The sequence below is a fragment of the Pseudoalteromonas sp. S1650 genome (assembly GCF_005887195.1).
GTDB classification, from domain to species: domain Bacteria; phylum Pseudomonadota; class Gammaproteobacteria; order Enterobacterales; family Alteromonadaceae; genus Pseudoalteromonas; species Pseudoalteromonas simplex.
Genome location: NZ_PNDF01000010.1, coordinates 77,310 through 96,827 on the forward strand (window position 1 = coordinate 77,310; position 19,518 = coordinate 96,827).

The following is a 19,518-nucleotide window of genomic DNA, read 5'->3' on the forward strand; positions in this document are numbered from 1 at the left end:
ATTAGGTGGCTTTGTTATACTGGGGGAAAATAATTCAAGGAGCGTATTATGAGAACGGCAGTTATCTCACATCCATTTTGTCGTAAACATAAAATGATTGAGGATCACCCCGAATGCCCTGCGCGTTTAGATGTGATCACCGACCGCTTGCTAGCAAGTGGTGTTGATATAGCAATTACTCACTTACAAGCTCCTAAAGCCAGCCGCGACGACTTTTTACGTGCTCATGATGAACCTTTGGTAAGCCATGTAGAGCAAACAATTCCAGATGAAGGACTTGCTGAATTAGACGGCGACACTTGGTTGTGCCCAGATTCAATGAAAGCGATTGAACGAGCCGTTGGTGCTGGATTACTCGCCGTTGATGAAATCCTTGCTGATAAGCTGGATGCCGCGTTTTGTTCTGTTAGACCACCTGGGCATCATGCAAACCGCAGCACCTCTGCAGGGTTTTGCGTTTTTAATAACCTAGCCATTGCCGTGAAATACGCGCAAAGCAAAGGTGTTAAACGTATCGCTATTTTGGACTTTGATGTACACCACGGTAATGGCACGCAAGATATCTTTTTAGATGATGACACTGTGTTGTTTTGCTCTTTGTTTCAACACCCTTTTTACCCAAATACCGCCGTTGAAAATAACGCGACCTTAGTGAACTCACCGCTGCCAATTGCCAGTGATGGTAATGACTTAAAAGCTGTTTACCTTGAGCAGTGGCTACCAAAACTCAATGAATTTAAACCTGAACTATTGTTTATTAGTGCCGGGTTTGATGCTCACCTTGAAGATGACATGGCAAGCCTGAAGTTTGTTGAAGACGATTACGCATGGCTAACCACGCAATTAGCTGAATTTTGTCAGCAGCAAGGTTGCAAAGGGATTATCTCTTATCTTGAAGGGGGCTATGCTTTATCAGCCCTTGGTCGCAGTGCCGTTGCGCACATTAAAGCGCTGGTGGATGCCCCTTAATCTACCAGCATCGCAAAGGCTTGCGCTGATGTAAGCCGAGTAACCTTACTTAAGCAGCACACTCCTTCTTGTGCTAGATACTCTGTCACTCTATTCGCAAGTTCAACGTCAGTTAACGCTTTCACGCTTTCTCCCTGCAAGTTGACATACAGCCCTGTTGTTAAAAGCAAGATAGCTTCTTGCTGCTGCTCTTCACTCAAACCATATACAAAGCTTTCTATATCGGCTTCATCTTCTACTAATGCTAATTCATGGTCTGAAAAAATAATCTTAGGAAATGATGAGTGCATTTATTGTCCTGTGTCAAAGCTGCCGAGGTTGAAATGATTATAATTGCCAATTCATGTAAGAACTAGGAAAGTCTACTTATGAATCAACCAAGACGACATCAAAAGGTGAGTGATGTTTTTTCGCAAAAGCTGGTATCGTGTCCTGCGCATACGCCTTTGGTCGATGCGGTGAGGTTGATGCATGTTCACAATGTAACGGCGATTTTTATCAAGCATGAGCAGTCTGTTGTTGGTATTTGGACTGAGGCTGATTGTTTGAAAATTGACATCAGCAGCCCGCTCTATAAGAACCTTGCCATTCACGAGGTCATGTCTGCGCCTGTTATTACAGTGCCGAATCAATGCTCAGTCAGTGATGCAACCCTGCGTTTTCAACAGCATGGCATTCGTCATTTATTGGTGATGGATAGTGAGAATCAGCCTGCAGGTATGTTGAACTTATCTGATATTGTGCATAACCAAGGTTTGGACCACTACCTACAATTTCGACCTATTCATGAACAGTATTGCACTGACCTAGAGATAGTTGATGCGCAAACACCGATAGAAGAGGTTGTGCAACTGATGCGTGCAGGCCGCCTTGATAGTGTACTGGTTTATAACCAAGAGCTTGAACTGCACGGTATTATTACTCAGCGTGATATTGTTGAGCTGATCATTCAAACTGAGTGGCTAAATCCTTGTTGGCAATATGCCAGCTACCCGCTCATTGAAATTGATTGTGAAAGCAGTTTATTTGATGCGTATCGCACTATGACAGATCGTAATGTGCGTCATTTGGTGGTCAGAGATGATGAAATTTGCGGGGTAATTTCATTCGCTGATTTGATCACTGAGATTGAGTCAGCTTATTGCTGCGAGCTTGAGCGGGCAATTGAGCAGCGTGATATTGCTTTGCAAAAGTCACAACGTAACTTGTTTTTGGCAAATAAAATTATTGATGCCTCACTCGATGGCATAATGCTAACCCGTAAAGACGGCACGATTATTCAAGTTAACCCTGCTTTTACTAAATTGACCGGCTTTGCTGAGCATGAAGTAATTGGAAAGCGCCCTAATATTTTAAGCTCTACAAAACATAGCCGTTCGTTTTATCAAAAGATGTGGCATGCCATTGAATACGAAGGGGTCTGGCAGGGGGAGATCTGCAATTGCAAAAAAGATGGTGAAGAGTTTGTTGAGTGGCTCACCATTATCCAGATTAAAGATCCTAACTTTGATGAAGTACTTTATGCGGCAATTTTTAGCGACATTACAGAGCGCAAGCGTGCAGAAGAAAAAATTGCCCAGCTCGCCTATTACGATGAACTGACAGGCCTGCCTAATCGGCGCTTATTTCATGACCGACTCTCAATAGCTCTTAGCAGCGCCAAACGAAACCATGATCTATTAGCGGTGATGTTTATCGACTTAGACCGCTTTAAAGAGGTGAACGACAGTTTAGGGCATGACGCTGGCGATAACTTATTACAGCAAGTGGCAGAGCGTATTTTATCAATTCTTCCTGAAGGGGATACCCTTGCACGCTTAGGTGGCGATGAGTTTGTCCTGTTATGTGAAGTAAATCGGGTTGAAACACTGCTCAACTTTGCCGAACAAGTATTACAGCAAGTGAGTATGCCGCTTGCTATTAACGAGCATGTGGTTGCAATTACAGCCTCAATTGGCGCTGCAGTTTTCCCTGATGATGGCGTAGATAGCGCTACGTTGCTCAAGCATGCCGATATTGCTATGTACCGTGCTAAAGAAGTGGGGCGTAATTCATTTCAATTATTCAAACCTGCGATGAATGCACGCTCTTTAGAGCGATTGGCTATGATGAGCCGATTACAAAACGCCATCGAAAGCGATGAGTTTGAGCTTTATTTCCAGCCTAAGCAGCAGTTAAATTCTGGCAAAATTTTAGGGGTAGAGGCGCTCTTACGTTGGCATGAGCCAAATCTTGGGGTGATATCACCCGCTAAATTTATTCCTCTTGCTGAAGAGCTTGGCCTAATTGTGAAGCTTGATTTATGGGTCATCGAGCAGGCCTGTAAAGAGTTAGAAAAATGGCAGCAACAAGGCATTGAAGCAGGGCGCTTAGCAATTAATATTTCGGCTAATCACTTACGTCAGGGGCAACTAGCATCAAATGTAGAGCGCTTACTCGAGCGTTACGATGTAGACCCACACAAGCTTGAAGTAGAGCTTACAGAAAGCTGTTTTATCAGCCACTTTAGTGAGGCTAAGCAAGAGTTACTCGCGCTTAAAAAGTTAGGCGTGCATATAACGTTAGATGACTTTGGCACGGGCTATTCGGCTTTAAGCTACTTAACCAAACTGCCAATTGATACGTTAAAAATTGATGCCAGCTTTATCGCAAAAGTGCCAGATGAATACGGTAATAGTGAAATTGTCACGGCGATTATTAGCCTGGCGAAAAGCTTGAGTATTCATGTTGTCGCGGAAGGGGTAGAGAAGGTAGAGCAGTTAAATTACTTACGTTCACTTAACTGCGATACCATTCAAGGCTATTACTTTTGCCGCCCAATAGCGAAGCAACAATGGTATGACTTTTATCTCAATACCGAAAAAAGAGCCTAAGCTAGGCTAATTTCGTAAGAAGTGAACTTACGAATATTAATGACGCCAGTATCAAAAATTAAGTACTGGCCTTTAATGCCTTTTAAAATACCCGATACTTCTGGTGCTTTATCAAAATTGAAAGAGCTGATCTTGCTTGGGTATTCACTTACTGGGTAGTCTAGCTCGACCACCTCTTCATCGAGCTTTTCAATGGCTGTTGCGCCAAATAGCTCTGCAAGTTCACTCAGCTTAGCATCAATTTGTGGGATCAACTCTGCTGCCGCAGCTTTTAAATCAATCGCTTCAGATTGGCCTTTTAGCATGTTTCGCCAATTGGTTTTATCAGCAATAAACTCGGCTAAAGCAACCTCAACTAAACCCGATTGAAGGCGGGTTTGTACTTTGAAGATAGGTAAAGCTTGCGTCGCACCTTGGTCAATCCAGCGTGTAGGAATTTGAGTATGGCGGGTAATACCTACTTTTAGGCCAGAGGTGTTGGCTAAATACACGTAATGCGGGATCATGCAGTTTTCTTCACCCCACTGTGGCTCACGACAGGTGCCCTTATCAAAGTGACACGTTTCAGGTTTCATGATACACATGTCACAACTAGCCAGTTTGCGCATACACACAAAACAGTGGCCTTGAGAGTAGCTTTTCTTGGTTTTCTTACCACAGTTACAGCAAAAAATATTGCCGGTGAAAGTCAGCGAGAGCGGCTTACCAATATAGTCATTTAATAAAACTAGCTCATCACCGATAGGTAATTGATATTCGACAGGAGAGGTCAGTGTCGACTTTAATTTTCTGATCGTACCTTGCATCTTTACATGGCCCCTAAAGATGTTAAAAAAGGGCAGTGTAACACGGCCTATTTAAATTGTGAGGCAATAAAGCTTAGATACTCATTAATCGGCACCGCTTTGCTGTAATAATAGCCTTGCCCTTGATCTGCGCCCATCTTGATCAGCATTTTTTCTGTTTCTTGGTCTTCAATGCCTTCGATGGTGATATTCATATCAAGGTTATGGGCCATATCAATGGCCGTTTTTACCACCACTTGGTTGGTAGTGTTATTCACTAAATCCAGAATAAAGCTCTTATCGACTTTAATCGTACTAAAAGAATAATTCACTAAGTAGTTTAACGACGAGTAACCAGTACCAAAATCATCGAGTACCACCTTGCTACCGAGTTTATTGAGTTCGCTGATAAAGCTGACCATTTCATCATGGTTCTTTATAAGCGCAAACTCAGTTAATTCAAACTTTAACTGATCCGCAGTAATGCCATGTTTTAGAATGGTGTTTTCGACTTTTTCGACCAGCTTAGGGATCGCGAGATTCTTAGCACTTAAATTAACGCTAATGGTATGGTCGCGATAGCCTTGTCGATTAAGCTTTGCAGCGGCTAGGCAAGCCTGATCAATCACCCATAAGCTCAATTCGTTAATTAAACCAGTGCGCTCAGCCAATAAAATGAGTTGCTCAATATCAAGATGTTTACCTGCTGTTGGCCAGCGTAATAATGCCTCTGCACCAGAAATAGCACCGCTGCGTAAACTAATAATGGGTTGTAAGTAAATAGCTAAGGTATTACTTCGCATTGCTTGTTGTAACTCAGCAGCAAGGCTCACATCCATATCAATATGAGCTTTACTAAAGTCTATATTTTGATGTTTTTGCGATAAACCTAAGTAGCCACGTTGCAGCCAAATATCAAAGCCATCATCACTCACCGGTTCAGTAATGCTATAGCGGTAATAAAGCTGAAGGTCTAAGCCTGCCACTTTATATTGCTTAGGTAGCTGCTTGCATATATTGCTAAGTTCTTGATAGATTTCTGCTTTCGATTGAATTTTGGTCGAAATAAAAGCCAGTACACCATTGCCTAAGTCAGCCACTTTTGGACTGTTATCTAACGCTGATTCTAAATTAATAAATTGCCTATTTTTATTAATTTGATGCTCTAGCGATTGGGCAACAGTAATAATTATTTGGCTGCTTTGACTTGGCTTTAGAATGCTCATAAGGGCATTGAATTGCTCTATTTTCACTAAACAAAGGTTAGCGAGTCTTTGCTCCGAGGCAATCGCCATATAGGCTTGTTTGAGCATTGCTTGGTTGAGTAGCTCAGTTTGTTGCGTATGGGTTGCATGATACAGCGCTTTTTCACGTTGATAACGAACACGGTCTGCCAGCGCCATTGCCATAAGCACAATCTCACAGAGAATGGCGACTAAAAATATGTGCCTAACAGCAAAACTGTAGGGAATAAAGCCCGTTAGTTCTAACGGCTGAATGGCAGCGCCTACAATCAGTGGCACCCACGACATGACGTAAAACTTTGCCCACCGAAAACCACTCACCAACTTTTTGTAAATCATGCAAATACATAAAATGTATAACGGCACCATGATGGCAAAAAAGATTTTCGAGGAATGGTATTCCAACATAAAAAAGCTGAGCAAACCGAGGCTGAACAGCAAGGCTAAAAAGCTGATACTGAGTTTGTATAAGCGGCAATTGTCTTTATGGTAGCGTAAGAACATGGTGCAAAAGGCGACGGTGAAAAATGCAATCGCGTAGTTACTGAAGACCACTTGCTCATTAAAAAAGATTTGCCACGATAACGGCCATAAATAAAAACCAAAGCCTAGCACTGAGCCCATAAGTAGTAGTGCTGAGATGATGTAGCCTATATAAATAAGATAGACGCGGTCACGGATCCCTAAAAATAATACCAAGTTATACAGAGCTGCCATGATCAGCACACCAATGAAGATCCCCCAAATTCCTGATTGCGAACGTAGTAGGTCTTGAAACTCTTTTTCACCATAAATATTAATAGGTGTTTTGCTAATCCCAACCGTATCTATTTTTATAATGAGGGATGTTTGTTCATAGCCCTGCATGGTGAGCATGCTGTGCGGTGTACTGTATTGAAACAAACTAAGGCCAGAGACTTTATCACCTAGCTCGGTTGTATCTATAAGCTGCCCTGTATCATCAACATGATAAACGCTAAGGTAATCAACCATAGGGTTGTCAAAGTGAATCGCCAGCTCCACAGGCTTAGCTTGACGGTTTTCTAAATCAAGCTTTAACCAATAATCTTGCGCTGCTAAATCCCATTCAACATCTTTAAAAGGGCGATGTTTAAGCTTGTCTGGCTCAGCTAAAAACTGCTCGAGTGTTAGCGCTTTACTGCTATCTATTCGATACGCCGTATTACTGTAGATGGGGGCTGTTTTATCTATGGTGTAGCGGGTAGGGCTGGCTAAATGTGCAGCTAGGGTAGCAATGATAAAAAACAAAATTGTCAGAATAAGAAATGAAACAAAGTTATATTTCAGTGCTTTATTATTCAAAATTAGTTCTTTATCTAGGAAAATATTCTCATAGTGTAGCATTAAAAAAGCGCAGATAAACTGCGCTTTTTTCAGAATTAGACTGGTTTGACCTTAATTCTGTTCGCGAGCAATTGCACGATAGGCGATATCAGTACGATATTCCATGCCTTCCCAGCTGATTTGATCAACTAGTTTATAAGCACGTTGCTGCGCTTCAGTTACAGTGTTGCCAAGTGCCGTAGCACACAGTACACGACCGCCAGCTGTTACTACGTTGTCGCCGTCTTGCTTAGTCCCTGCGTGGAATACTTTCTCACCTTCAGGGTAAGTAACTTGTAAGCCGCTGATTGCATCACCTTTCGGGTAGCTATCTGGGTAGCCTTTAGCTGCTAATACAACACCGACTGCTGCACGTGGGTCGAACTCGATTGCTGTTTTATCTAGTTCTTCACGGTTAGCCGCTTCGATAAGTTCAACAAGGTCAGACTTAAGACGAAGCATCATAGGTTGTGTTTCAGGGTCGCCAAAACGACAGTTGTATTCGATTACTTTTGGCGTACCATCAGCGGTGATCATTAAACCAGCGTATAAGAAACCAGTATAAGGGTGGCCTTCTTTTGCCATACCTTCAACTGTTGGGTTGATCACTTCGTTCATAATACGTTGGTGAATTTCATCTGTAACAACTGGAGCCGGTGAGTATGCACCCATGCCACCAGTGTTTGGACCTTGGTCACCGTTGTAAGCGCGTTTGTGGTCTTGGCTAGTTGCAAATGGCAGTACGTTTTTGCCATCAACCATCACGATGAAAGAAGCTTCTTCACCTTCTAAGAACTCTTCGATAACTACACGGCTACCGGCTTCACCGAAGCTGTTGCCTGCAAGCATATCGCGGATAGCTTCTTCAGCTTCAAGCTCTGTCATCGCAACGATAACGCCTTTACCTGCTGCTAAGCCATCAGCTTTAACAACAATTGGCGCACCTTTTTCTTTTAGGTAAGCCAATGCAGGATCGATTTGCTCAAACGTTTGGTAATCAGCTGTTGGAATGTCGTGACGTGCTAAGAAGTCTTTAGTGAATGACTTCGAGCCTTCTAGCTGTGCAGCACCTGCTGTTGGGCCAAAGATAGCTAGACCGTTTTCACGGAATGTATCAACGACACCTAAAACAAGCGGTACTTCTGGACCAACAATAGTTAACTCAACGTTGTTTTCTTTAGCAAAAGTAACTAAACCTGCTAGGTCTTCAACGTTGATAGCTACGTTTTCAAGTTTTGGCTCTAGTGCAGTACCTGCGTTACCAGGAGCTACGAAAACGGTGTTTACTTTAGTATTTTGTGCAGCCTTAAACGCAAGAGCGTGTTCGCGGCCGCCACTGCCGATGACAAGTACATTCATGGCGTATAATCCTATTTATAGCGGTTTTTTAAACTTCAGCGTCATACGATCACTTTCACCAATCGCTTTATACTTCGCGGCATCTTGCTCGCCTAAACGAAGGCTTGGTGGTAGTGTCCACACCCCTTTAGGGTGATCTGCTGTATCAAGTGGGTTTGCATTAATGTCACTGCTTGCCACCAGTTCAAAGCCAGCTTGCTTTGCAATATCAACTACATAGCTTTGCTTCATATAACCTGATGATTTCTGATCTTCATCGCTGCGCGCTTCAGGTAGACGGTGTTCAACCACACCTAAAGTGCCGCCTGGTTTAAGTGCTTTATAAAATGCTTTAAACGCACTTAACGCGCCTTCTTTATCTTTACCCATGTACCAGTTGTGTACATTTCTAAATGTTAAGACAAGATCTGCGCTACCCGCTGGTGCAATATCAAGATGTGTTACTGGTGCAAATTCAGTTAGTTTAACTTCACTGAAGCGTGCGTCATCGCTCATCTTTTTCTTAAAACCAGCTAATGAACGTTGGTAATAACCCACCTCAGAATCAGCAGGGAAATGTGCCGCGTAGTAAACACCATGGCCTTTTACAGCTGGCGCAAGGATTTCGCTGTACCAACCACCGCCCGGCGCAATTTCAACAACGGTCATGTTTGGCTTAAAGCCAAAGAACTCAAGTGTCTCAACTGGATGGCGATATTTATCACGTGCGCTATTTTTAGCATCACGTTCACTTGATTGCACGGCTTGTGTAAGCGCTGATTCATAAGAATGGCTTAGAGCCTGTGCTGATGTCAGTGCAAGGCTGGCAACGAGTAACGTTTTTACGGCAAATTTCATCATCTATTCCTTCATTATATGGGTAATTATTATTAATCAGAATACGTGAATTTGTGGCAAACAAAAAGGGTTAAGCTATTTGCTTAACCCTTTATGTGATTAGTGGCGGAAATGGCGCATACCTGTAAATACCATTGCCATACCAGCTTCGTCAGCTGCAGCGATAACTTCTTCATCGCGCATTGAGCCACCTGGTTGAATAACTGCGGTAATGCCAGCCTCTGCTGCTGCATCAATACCGTCACGGAATGGGAAGAATGCATCCGATGCCATAACTGAACCTTTAACTTCAAGGTTTTCGTCAGCGGCTTTGATACCCGCAATTTTAGCTGAGTAAACACGGCTCATTTGGCCTGCACCTACACCAATCGTCATACCGTCACGTGCATAAACGATTGCGTTAGACTTAACGAATTTAGCTACTTTCCAGCAGAATAAAAGATCTTTTAATTCTTGCTCAGTTGGTTGACGCTTAGATACAACTTTAAGGTCGCCTTGCGTTACCATGCCTAGGTCGCGGTCTTGAACTAGAATACCGCCATTAACACGCTTGATGTCGTGACCTGTTGCATTACCAGACCACTCACCACACTCTAATAAACGTACGTTTTGCTTAGCAGATACGATTTGTGCAGCTGCTTCAGATACTTTAGGTGCAATGATAACTTCAACGAATTGACGAGCAACAATTGCTTCAGCTGTGTCTGCATCAAGTTCTTTATTGAATGCGATGATGCCACCAAATGCTGATGTAGGGTCAGTTTTGAATGCACGATCATAAGCTTCAAGAATGTTGTCACCAATTGACACACCACAAGGGTTCGCATGTTTTACGATAACACACGCTGGTAAGTCGAATTCTTTTACACACTCTAATGCTGCGTCAGTATCAGCAATGTTGTTGTAAGAAAGTGCTTTACCTTGCAGTTGAACTGCCGTCGCAACAGATGCTTCAGTTAAGTCGTTTTCAACATAAAAAGCAGCGTCTTGGTGTGAGTTTTCACCGTAGCGCATATCTTGCTTCTTAGTGAACTGCATGTTGATAGTACGTGGGAACTTAGTCTCTTCAGCTGCTTCCTCTGTGTAGTCAGGAACCATCTTGCCAAAGTAGTTTGCAATCATGCCATCGTACTGAGCTGTGTGCTCGTAAGCAGCAATAGCTAGATCAAAACGTGTTTTATACGTTGTTGAACCGTTGTTGCTTTGCATTTCGCTGATCACACGGTCGTAATCTTTTGCATTAACTACGATAGTTACGTCTTTATGGTTTTTCGCCGCAGCGCGAACCATAGTTGGACCACCGATATCAATGTTTTCAATCGCATCTTCTAGGCTGCAGTCTTCTTTCGCAACAGTGTTTGCGAAGGGGTATAAGTTAACTACAACGATATCGATAGCAGAGATGTTATTCTCGCTCATTACGTCTTCATCTTGACCGCGACGCGCTAGGATGCCGCCGTGAATTTTTGGATGAAGTGTTTTTACGCGACCATCCATGATCTCAGGGTGACCAGTATGGTCAGATACTTCAGTGACTTTGATGCCGTTATCAGCAAGTAATTTGCAAGTACCGCCAGTTGATAAAATATCCACGCCTTGTGCTTCAAGAGCGCGAGCAAATTCAACGATACCGGTTTTATCTGACACACTTAATAGTGCGCGACGAATTGGACGATGTGTATCCATTGTAGTTTTGATTACCTCAATGTTTGAGCTAGCTTAGAAAGGCGGTATTTTAACTGAATCTGCTTTAAAAAACGACGTTTAAAGCGTGAGGATTTTGCATAGTTTTTAACAGCTATAAAAAAAGCACCCTAAGGTGCTTTTTTCAAATAACTTATTACCAGTTACTATGAAGCTGTAAGCAATTATAACGATAGCTCGTTAAACTGATTACGGATTCAATATAACGGGTATCAGTTCATGCCGTATTTTTTAAGCTTCTTACGTAAAGTACCACGGTTGATACCTAGTAAGATTGCAGCACGAGTTTGGTTACCACGCGTGTACGTCATTACTTCTTCAAGTAATGGTGCTTCTAGCTCAGAAAGAACAAGGTCGTATACGTCTTGTACGTCTTGACCATTAAGTTGCTTTAAGTAGTGATGAACAGCTTTTTTCACTGCATCACGCAACGGCTGTGGTTTCTCGTGTGACTGTACATGAGGGTTTGTGATAAATGGAGAAGTCACGTTTTGTTCGAACATCGTTATATGTCTCTTTCTTTCTTAGTTAGCTGCTAGTGTTTTAAAGTATTCTTCTAATGCGTCGACTTGTGCCTGTGGGTTATCTAACGCATTAAATACTCGCCTAAACTGACCGTCACTGTCATGGGTTTGCAAATACCAAGATACATGCTTTCGAGCGATACGCGCTCCCATTGGCTCCCCGTAAAACTGATGAAGATTGTCTAAATGCTCCATCAAAATGCTACGCACCTCTGCAATTTCAGGTGCTGGCAAATGTTCTCCAGTTCGCAAATAGTGGTCTATCTCCCTAAAAATCCAAGGGCGACCTTGGGCGGCTCGACCAATCATAATGGCATCTGCACCCGTAAAATCCAAAACCTGCTTTGCTTTTTCTGGTGAAGTAATATCACCATTGGCAACGACAGGGATAGACACTGAACGTTTAATATCCCTAATTGTGGCGTACTCTGCTTCACCTTTATACATACATGCGCGCGTTCGCCCATGTACTGCCAGTGAGGCAATGCCATAACGTTCAGCTATTCTCGCAATCTCGACACCATTACGGTTATCCTGATCCCATCCAGTACGGATTTTTAAAGTGACAGGGACATCGACAGCGTTTACAACGGCATCGAGTATCTCTTGTACTAATTCAGGAAACTGTAATAAGGCAGAGCCTGCGAGTTTCTTATTCACTTTTTTAGCTGGGCACCCCATATTGATATCTATGATCTGTGCACCATTGCTGACATTGAATTGTGCTGCCTGTGCCATAAGCTCAGGATCGGCTCCGGCGATTTGCACCGAACGAATTCCCGATTCACCGCTGTGATCCATACGGTTCATCGATTTTTCAGTTTTCCATACTTTCGGGTTTGACGAGAGCATTTCAGAAACAGCAAGGCCCGCACCTAAGCGACGGCAAAGTTGTCTAAATGGTCTGTCTGTAATGCCTGCCATTGGCGCGACAATTACATTGTTCTCAAGTTGGTATGAACCGATACGCACTGTTATTCAATTGGCCTCTTTTCAAGGGGCGCTAAGTTTACGGTTTTTTTGGCAAAAATCAAAGGCTATAAATTGAACAAAAGTGACTTTTTTTTGCCCTTTTCGTATTGACTTTTGATAACAGTTTGACGGGTAGGTTGATTTGTTTGATATTTAAACAGAAATTTTTTTACTCGCAAAAAAGTGCGAAACGATTAACTGTAAAAATAAGGTAAAGCCTGTTAAATATAGGCTTTACCTATTATGTTTGAGTAAATGCTCTAGTGCTGTTTAAGCTTTTTTGACGCCGCTGACACGGGTCCATTCACCTTCAACAGCCACTTCATCAAGTGCTAAAAACGGGGCATAAACATCGGCTACAGACTGAGCTTGTTCTTCTAAAATTCCTGACATAGCAATTTTACCATTCGGTTTTAAAAGACCTAAAATCACTTCATGTAGTTCACGAAGTGGTTGAGCTAAGATGTTTGCAACCACAATATCGGCTGTAAACTCTGGTTGATCTTCAGGTAAATACACTTCAAGTTTATCTGCAACGCCATTACGTTTTGCATTGTCGCGGCTTGCTTCAAGGGCTTGAGGATCTATATCGATACCGATCATACGCTCTGCACCGAGTTTGATCGCCGCAATTCCTAAAATACCTGAGCCACAACCAAAGTCGACCACGGTTTTACCTGTTAAATCTTGGCTTTCTAGCCACTTCAAACAAAGCGCAGTGGTTGCATGGGTACCTGTGCCAAAAGCAAGGCCAGGGTCGAGCAATACATTAACCGCATCAGGGTCGGGAATATCGCGCCAACTTGGACAGATCCATAAGCGCTCACCAAATTGAATAGGGTGGAAGTTATCCATCCACTCACGCTCCCAATCTTTATCTTCAAGCTGTTCAATTTTATAAACGAGCTTATCGGCGAGTGTTGCTTCAGCATTTAATGTTGCTACAACGCTGTCCATATCATGGTTTGCGTCATACAGGCCAATCACAGTGGTATCAGCCCATAACTGCACAGTCCCAAGCTTTGGCTCATAAATAGGAGTATCTTTGGCATCAACATAAGTGACTGAGGCACTGCCAGTGTCCATGAGTAAGTCGCTGATTAATTCAGCGTTGTCTGCGTTTGCATTGATGCGAATTTGGATCCAAGCCATGAATATCTCTCGAATAGAAAAAAGGCCGCAACAGCGGCCTTTTAGTTAATAACGCGATACTAAATTACTTAGCATCTAAGAAGCTTTTCAGTAAGTCAGAGCGAGAAGGGTGACGTAATTTACGTAACGCTTTCGCTTCGATTTGACGAATACGCTCACGTGTTACGTCAAATTGTTTACCTACTTCTTCTAATGTATGGTCAGTGTTCATGTCGATACCGAAACGCATACGTAATACTTTAGCTTCACGTGCTGTTAAGCCCGCTAGTACATCGTTTGTTGCGCCACGTAGTGATTCCATGGTTGCAGAATCAATAGGTGAATCGATTGTGGTATCTTCAATGAAGTCACCTAAGTGCGAATCTTCATCATCACCGATTGGTGTTTCCATTGAAATAGGCTCTTTAGCGATCTTAAGTACCTTACGGATCTTGTCTTCAGGCATTAACATACGCTCAGCTAATTCTTCTGGGCTCGGCTCACGCCCCATCTCTTGTAGCATTTGACGAGAGATACGGTTTAACTTGTTGATCGTCTCAATCATGTGCACAGGAATACGGATGGTGCGTGCTTGGTCAGCAATCGAACGTGTGATTGCTTGACGGATCCACCATGTTGCATAAGTTGAGAACTTATAACCACGGCGGTATTCGAACTTATCAACCGCTTTCATTAGACCAATATTACCTTCTTGGATAAGGTCTAAGAATTGTAAACCACGGTTGGTGTATTTTTTCGCAATTGAAATTACAAGACGTAAGTTCGCTTCAACCATTTCTTTCTTCGCACGGCGGGCTTTCGCTTCACCAATACTCATACGTCGGTTGATGTCTTTAATTCGTTCGATGCTAAGGCCAGTGCTTTCTTCAATTGCACTTAGTTTGCTGATGCAACGAATGATTTCTGGTTTAACTGATTCAAGTGCTACTGAGTATTTCTCGTTTGCAGCAATCTCAAGGTCGATCCAGCTTGTGTCTGTTTCGTTATTTGCAAAGTGCTTGATAAAGTTCTTTTTCGGTAACTTAGCAATTTGTACAGCTTGCTTCATGATGATACGTTCTTGTACACGAACGCGGTCCATCATTTCACGCATGTTGTTAACCATGCGGTCAAACTGTTTTGGCACTAATTTAAATGTTTTAAATAGTTCGCCGATTTCTGCAATAGCTACAAGTGAGTCAGGGTGTGAGCGACCTTTTTCTTCGAACGTTTCGCGTGCTTTATTATAAAGCTCACGTAAGTTTTCGAAGTGAATACGGGCTTCTTCAGGATCTGGACCTGTGTCGCCATCGTTATCATCATCGCTATCATCGTCACTATCTTCGTCATCATCGTCTTCGTCGTCTTCTTCGTCGAGTTGCTCTTCGTTTAACTCAGAACCGATGTGTGTTGCAGAAATTTGTGATTCGTCTTCATTATTAGGATCAAAGAAGCCAGAGATAATATCGCTTAAGCGCATTTCTTCAGCTTCGAATTTGTCCCATTGCTCTAGTAGATAAGTAATTGCTTCTGGGTATTCAGCAACTGAAATCTGTACTTGGTTAATACCTTCCTCAATACGCTTAGCGATTACGATTTCGCCTTCACGCGTAAGAAGTTCAACAGTACCCATTTCACGCATATACATACGTACAGGGTCAGTTGTTCGACCGATCTCTTTTTCTACAGTCGCAAGTGCAGCTGCCGCGGCTTCTGCTGCGTCTTCGTCTGTCGTTGTTTCTTGCATCATTAATTCATCGGCATCAGGTGCGTTTTCACTTACCTTGATACCCATATCATTAATCATGCTAATGATATCTTCTACCTGATCTGAGTCGATAATGTCTTGTGGAAGGTGATCATTAACTTCTGCAAAAGTTAAATAACCTTGCTCTTTACCTTTTTGAATCAGAAGCTTTAATTGTGACTGAGGAGTTGGATCCATAGAGATTTATTCTTCCACTCTGAAAGTTGATACAACAGGCGCCAGCTCGCTTACTAATTAAGCGACACGAAAACTAACTAGACGCAGTGAATAGCACAGTATAACAGCATTATTCAATTCTGACTAGCTGTTGCTGCCTTTTAACGCTTGCGTCAGTAAGTGGCATTCCAGCCTTTCTTCGCTGCTTAAGCCTTGGGTCTTGTCTTTTATTAATAGGGTCTCTAGTCGATAATTTAAACACTGGTCTTCAATAAATTTAAAAGTATTTTTAAAAACCGTCTCTAAACGATCGTCATTTATTTGATGCTGCCAAGTGGCTAATTTCACCAGCGCGTCATATTCAGCGCCATCCCTAAATGACTCTAAAATTTGTGCGGTGGTGATACCTTCACGTTCTAGTGCTAAGTGCTGAATGCGTAAAAATAGCTCAATACCGGCTATTTTCATCTCAGCTAACTCCGGCATATAAGCAATGCTGGTCGCCAAACTTGGGTGTTGCAATAAAATACCAATCGCTTGGCGCATCGGCGTTATTTTAAATTTACGCTCAATCGCATGCTGTTGCTTTGGTGACTTAACGCGGTTATTTAATTGCTCTCTTGTTCGACCAATTAAGCGGCCAAGATGTTCTAAAATATTTTCTTGATAAAAATCACTAGGGATTTTTTCAATTAGTGGTAGAGCATTACTAAGGAGCTTTGCTTTACCTGCGTCTTGTGTAAGGTCTATCTCTTGGCTGAGTTTATTAAACAGCACCTTAGTAAAATCATCGGCTTCGCTTAACCTAGCTTCGAAAGCGTCTTTACCTTCTTTTTGTACCAGTGAATCAGGGTCTTCACCATCAGGTAAAAACACAAACTTCAACGACTTACCGTCGGCAAGATAAGGCAGTGCATTCTCAAGCGCTCGCCAAGCAGCATCGCGACCTGCACGGTCACCGTCGTAGCAGCAAATCACTTTATCCGTGGTTCTAAATAAAGTGTGCATATGCTCTGCGGTCGTTGCTGTGCCAAGGGCGGCGACGGCATATTCGATGCCTTGCTCAGCTAAAGCAACGACATCCATGTAGCCTTCAACAATTAAAATATGTTCAAGTTTTTTATGCGCTTGCTTGGCTTCGTATAAACCATAAAGCTCAAAGCCTTTATGGAAAATACGGGTTTCTGGTGAGTTAAGGTATTTAGGACCTTGATCCGCTTGCATAACACGGCCACCAAACGCAATCACCCGACCGCGTTTATCGCGAATAGGGAACATAAGTCGGTCACGGAAGAAGTCAAATTGGCGACCAGGCGACTTTTCAGAGGCTAGTTTTAGTTCTACAAGCTGCTCTTTTTGTTCTTTATTGCGGCCAAGTTGCTGGCATAGCGCTTCCCATTCACTTGGCGCATAACCAATCATGAATTTTTTCGCTGTTTCACCGCTTAAACCACGACCCTTGATATAGTCGATAACCGTTTTCGAGTTGGCATGATGCTTTAATTGATGTTGGTAAAAGCGAGCAGCATGTAACATTAAATCGTAATCAGAGCGCTTTTGTTCTGCGGTGCGTTGCGGGCCTGAGCTTGTGCCTTGTTCGCGAGGTACGTCTAAATTGAGCATACTCGCTAATTCTTCAATGGCGTCAACGAACTCTAATTTGTCGTATTCCATGACAAATGAAATTGCATTGCCATTGGCACCACAACCAAAGCAGTGGTAAAACTGTTTATCTTGAGAAACGGTAAAAGAGGGTGACTTTTCGTTGTGAAATGGGCAACAGGCTTGGTAGTCTTTACCTGCTTTTTTTAGGCCAACTCTCGAATCAATTAACTCAACAATATCTGTGCGTGCGAGTAAATCATCAATAAACTGTCGAGGGATCTTTCCGGCCATAGCTGTTGTTTTTTCCTGCGCTATCTATGCGTTGTAAAATAAGATTTGAACACAATTACTGTGTTTATGAAAGACTAAAAGCAAGAAACCGAGCACTAGGCTCGGTTTGCTTGAATCATACATCTGTATGTGGGGGTTAGGCAGTTAATCGTTGCTTGATTAAGCCAGAAATCTTACCTAAATCGGCACGACCTTCAGCTTTGCTTTTGATAACTCCCATTACCTTACCCATGTCTTGCATACCCGCTGCGTTTGTATCAGCTATAGCCGAGTCAATAAGAGCAATGATTTCTTCTTCACTCAATTGTTGAGGTAAGAATTCTTCAAGTGCTTTAATCTCACTGGCTTCAATTTCAGCTAAATCTTCACGACCCGCATCAATGTACTGGGTGTAAGAATCGCGACGTTGCTTAACAAGCTTTACTAAAACAGCGGTAATACCGTCGTCATCAAGTGTAATTTGCTCGTCAATCTCACGTTGCTTGATTGCAGCAAGTACCATGCGGATAGGTTTAAGACGTTCTTTGTCTTTTGCCTTCATCGCATCTTTTTGCGCATCTTTTAGCGTTAATAAAAGGCTCATTTATACAAGACCAAATACTGATTAGTATAATTTAACGCGACGTGCGTTATCGCGAGAAAGCTTCTTCATGTGACGCTTTACTGCAGCAGCTTTTTTACGCTTACGCTCAGCTGTTGGTTTTTCATAGTGCTCGCGACGACGAACTTCTGAAAGGATACCTGCTTTTTCACATGAACGCTTGAAGCGACGAAGTGCTACGTCAAACGGTTCGTTCTCTCTTACTTTAATTACTGGCATTAAAAATTCACCTACCTAAATAATGAGCGTTGCTCAAGTTGATCGAATAACGACCAAGTGGTTCAAAAATGGTGCGGTATTGTAATCCGAAGCAACACCACATGTAAAGAATAATATTAACAGAAACTAGGTTTGCAAAACAGTGTTAATTTGTCTGGCGTTGATATAGCCGACAAATTACTTGTCCGGCAGTTTTTTCTTTTAAAAGCATCCAGTTATCTGGTGAGCTTAGGTCGCTTAGTTCGCTTTCGACCTCAACATATATAAGTGCTTGGGCAGATAACCAGTTATTTTTTTCGAGTAAAAAACAACTTTTTTCAGCCAAGTTTTGTCGAAATGGCGGGTCAACAAAAATTAGATCAAATTGCTCGTTTTGCGTCTTTTGTTCTAATAATGAAAGGCTATTGCCTTGTTTTACGACGGCATTATCCAATTTAAGCATGTTAATGTTTTCTTTTAGCTGGCTAGCGGCACTTTTATCTAGTTCGAAAAACACAGCATGATCAGCAAAGCGCGATAAAGCTTCAAACCCTAAGCCGCCAGAACCAGCAAAGCAGTCAAGAACAGCTGCGCCTCGGGTATCTTGCATGAGCCAGTTAAATACTGTTTCTTTTATACGGTCTGTGGTTGGACGCAAGCCTTGCACATCTTTTACTGGTAATTTTCTACCGCGAAATTGCCCACTAATAATACGAATAAAACCATTTGCTGATTTATTGTTCGCTGCTTTTGCTTGGCGGTTAGCTGTTGATTTTTTTCTCATTTAACTCACTAATCATTGGTAACTGACCCCTAGCTCAGATAATATTGTATGCAATAGCTAGCGTGTCATTTTTCTACTGCGCTAAAAGTGATAGTATTGCGACCTTAGCGATAGATGGTACCTGTTTATGTTTGGCTAAAAAGCTGAACTGTCACCAAACTATTATTCATGTAAGTTTATCAGATTTTTATAAGTGGTTATTAGCAAGTATGGCAAAAAAAAGTAAATTCCTGTCTTGGTTTGGTTTTGGCAAATCAGATAAGCAACAAGCAGAGCAAGCAGCAAAAGAGGCTGATAACCAGAAGCAAATAGAAGAACAACAGCGAATTGAAGCCGAAAAGGCAGAAGCTGAACGTTTAGAGCAAGAACGTAT

General features: G+C 42.4%; 16 protein-coding genes and 1 pseudogene. 3 read left to right on the forward strand and 14 right to left on the reverse strand.

The window, feature by feature from the left end:
• Positions 1–48: 48 nt before the first annotated feature.
• Positions 49–969 (forward strand): histone deacetylase family protein, encoded by a 921-nt coding sequence (locus CWB80_RS02660; protein ID WP_138601705.1) that lies wholly within the window; start codon positions 49–51, stop codon positions 967–969.
• Here CWB80_RS02660 and CWB80_RS02665 read toward each other — a convergent pair.
• Positions 966–1,259: a DUF4144 family protein gene (locus CWB80_RS02665; protein WP_138601703.1), complete on the reverse strand. Its 294-nt coding sequence runs from the start codon at positions 1,257–1,259 to the stop codon at positions 966–968. The two genes, CWB80_RS02660 and CWB80_RS02665, sit on opposite strands and share 4 nt — an antisense overlap.
• Before the next feature lie 78 nt (positions 1,260–1,337).
• Here CWB80_RS02665 and CWB80_RS02670 point away from each other — a divergent pair, with 78 nt between their 5' ends.
• Positions 1,338–3,842: an EAL domain-containing protein gene (locus CWB80_RS02670; RefSeq protein ID WP_138601701.1), complete on the forward strand. Its 2,505-nt coding sequence runs from the start codon at positions 1,338–1,340 to the stop codon at positions 3,840–3,842.
• On the opposite strand, the gene CWB80_RS02675 is transcribed toward CWB80_RS02670, so the two are convergent.
• The 13 genes from CWB80_RS02675 to rsmD form a co-directional block, all read right to left on the reverse strand.
• Positions 3,839–4,648 carry a DUF2797 domain-containing protein gene (locus tag CWB80_RS02675; RefSeq protein WP_138601699.1) on the reverse strand — a complete coding sequence of 270 codons (810 nt, stop codon included), beginning with the start codon at positions 4,646–4,648 and terminating at the stop codon, positions 3,839–3,841. The two genes, CWB80_RS02670 and CWB80_RS02675, sit on opposite strands and share 4 nt — an antisense overlap.
• 47 nt (positions 4,649–4,695) lie before the next feature.
• Positions 4,696–7,194, reverse strand: a complete 2,499-nt coding sequence (locus tag CWB80_RS02680; RefSeq protein WP_138601697.1) for an EAL domain-containing protein — start codon at positions 7,192–7,194, stop codon at positions 4,696–4,698.
• A gap of 93 nt (positions 7,195–7,287) precedes the next feature.
• On the reverse strand, positions 7,288–8,574 hold the full coding sequence (purD, locus tag CWB80_RS02685; RefSeq protein WP_138601695.1) for a phosphoribosylamine--glycine ligase: 1,287 nt from the start codon (positions 8,572–8,574) through the stop codon (positions 7,288–7,290).
• 15 nt (positions 8,575–8,589) lie between these two features.
• On the reverse strand, positions 8,590–9,411 hold the full coding sequence (locus CWB80_RS02690; protein WP_138601692.1) for a class I SAM-dependent methyltransferase: 822 nt from the start codon (positions 9,409–9,411) through the stop codon (positions 8,590–8,592).
• 99 nt (positions 9,412–9,510) lie between these two features.
• Positions 9,511–11,097: a bifunctional phosphoribosylaminoimidazolecarboxamide formyltransferase/IMP cyclohydrolase gene (gene purH, locus CWB80_RS02695; protein ID WP_138601690.1), complete on the reverse strand. Its 1,587-nt coding sequence runs from the start codon at positions 11,095–11,097 to the stop codon at positions 9,511–9,513.
• Between the two features lie 230 nt (positions 11,098–11,327).
• Positions 11,328–11,618 (reverse strand): DNA-binding transcriptional regulator Fis, encoded by a 291-nt coding sequence (gene fis / locus CWB80_RS02700; RefSeq protein WP_002957804.1) that lies wholly within the window; start codon positions 11,616–11,618, stop codon positions 11,328–11,330.
• Positions 11,619–11,639: 21 nt separating this feature from the next.
• Positions 11,640–12,611, reverse strand: coding sequence for a tRNA dihydrouridine synthase DusB (dusB, locus tag CWB80_RS02705; RefSeq protein ID WP_138601688.1), 972 nt, complete (start codon positions 12,609–12,611; stop codon positions 11,640–11,642).
• Between the two features lie 270 nt (positions 12,612–12,881).
• A complete protein-coding gene (gene prmA / locus CWB80_RS02710) occupies positions 12,882–13,763 on the reverse strand; it encodes a 50S ribosomal protein L11 methyltransferase (protein ID WP_138601686.1) in 882 nt (293 codons plus the stop codon).
• Between the two features lie 64 nt (positions 13,764–13,827).
• Positions 13,828–15,687, reverse strand: a complete 1,860-nt coding sequence (gene rpoD, locus CWB80_RS02715; protein ID WP_138601684.1) for an RNA polymerase sigma factor RpoD — start codon at positions 15,685–15,687, stop codon at positions 13,828–13,830.
• Positions 15,688–15,810: 123 nt separating this feature from the next.
• Positions 15,811–17,562 carry a DNA primase gene (dnaG, locus tag CWB80_RS02720; RefSeq protein WP_138601682.1) on the reverse strand — a complete coding sequence of 584 codons (1,752 nt, stop codon included), beginning with the start codon at positions 17,560–17,562 and terminating at the stop codon, positions 15,811–15,813.
• A gap of 136 nt (positions 17,563–17,698) precedes the next feature.
• Entirely contained in the window at positions 17,699–18,145 is a 447-nt protein-coding gene (locus CWB80_RS02725; protein ID WP_054551044.1) for a GatB/YqeY domain-containing protein, read from the reverse strand.
• A 21-nt stretch (positions 18,146–18,166) separates the two neighbouring features.
• Positions 18,167–18,382, reverse strand: a complete 216-nt coding sequence (gene rpsU / locus CWB80_RS02730) for a 30S ribosomal protein S21 (RefSeq protein WP_002957797.1) — start codon at positions 18,380–18,382, stop codon at positions 18,167–18,169.
• Between the two features lie 145 nt (positions 18,383–18,527).
• Complete coding sequence (gene rsmD, locus CWB80_RS02735; protein ID WP_138601680.1) at positions 18,528–19,145, reverse strand: 16S rRNA (guanine(966)-N(2))-methyltransferase RsmD; 618 nt, start codon at positions 19,143–19,145, stop codon at positions 18,528–18,530.
• Positions 19,146–19,207: 62 nt separating this feature from the next.
• Here rsmD and CWB80_RS02740 point away from each other — a divergent pair.
• Positions 19,208–19,518: pseudogene (locus CWB80_RS02740) on the forward strand (hypothetical protein); the annotation flags it as partial.

What these genes read in the sequence shown, in the direction of transcription:
- CWB80_RS02725 (WP_054551044.1), bottom strand. Translation starts at nt 18,145, where the DNA reads ATGAGCCTTTTATTAACGCTAAAAGATGCGCAAAAAGATGCGATGAAG.
- dnaG (WP_138601682.1), bottom strand. Translation starts at nt 17,562, where the DNA reads ATGGCCGGAAAGATCCCTCGACAGTTTATTGATGATTTACTCGCACGC.
- rpsU (WP_002957797.1), bottom strand. Translation starts at nt 18,382, where the DNA reads ATGCCAGTAATTAAAGTAAGAGAGAACGAACCGTTTGACGTAGCACTT.
- purD (WP_138601695.1), bottom strand. Translation starts at nt 8,574, where the DNA reads ATGAATGTACTTGTCATCGGCAGTGGCGGCCGCGAACACGCTCTTGCG.
- CWB80_RS02670 (WP_138601701.1), top strand. Translation starts at nt 1,338, where the DNA reads ATGAATCAACCAAGACGACATCAAAAGGTGAGTGATGTTTTTTCGCAA.
- CWB80_RS02675 (WP_138601699.1), bottom strand. Translation starts at nt 4,648, where the DNA reads ATGCAAGGTACGATCAGAAAATTAAAGTCGACACTGACCTCTCCTGTC.
- prmA (WP_138601686.1), bottom strand. Translation starts at nt 13,763, where the DNA reads ATGGCTTGGATCCAAATTCGCATCAATGCAAACGCAGACAACGCTGAA.
- CWB80_RS02660 (WP_138601705.1), top strand. Translation starts at nt 49, where the DNA reads ATGAGAACGGCAGTTATCTCACATCCATTTTGTCGTAAACATAAAATG.
- fis (WP_002957804.1), bottom strand. Translation starts at nt 11,618, where the DNA reads ATGTTCGAACAAAACGTGACTTCTCCATTTATCACAAACCCTCATGTA.
- CWB80_RS02665 (WP_138601703.1), bottom strand. Translation starts at nt 1,259, where the DNA reads ATGCACTCATCATTTCCTAAGATTATTTTTTCAGACCATGAATTAGCA.
- purH (WP_138601690.1), bottom strand. Translation starts at nt 11,097, where the DNA reads ATGGATACACATCGTCCAATTCGTCGCGCACTATTAAGTGTGTCAGAT.
- rpoD (WP_138601684.1), bottom strand. Translation starts at nt 15,687, where the DNA reads ATGGATCCAACTCCTCAGTCACAATTAAAGCTTCTGATTCAAAAAGGT.
- CWB80_RS02690 (WP_138601692.1), bottom strand. Translation starts at nt 9,411, where the DNA reads ATGAAATTTGCCGTAAAAACGTTACTCGTTGCCAGCCTTGCACTGACA.
- rsmD (WP_138601680.1), bottom strand. Translation starts at nt 19,145, where the DNA reads ATGAGAAAAAAATCAACAGCTAACCGCCAAGCAAAAGCAGCGAACAAT.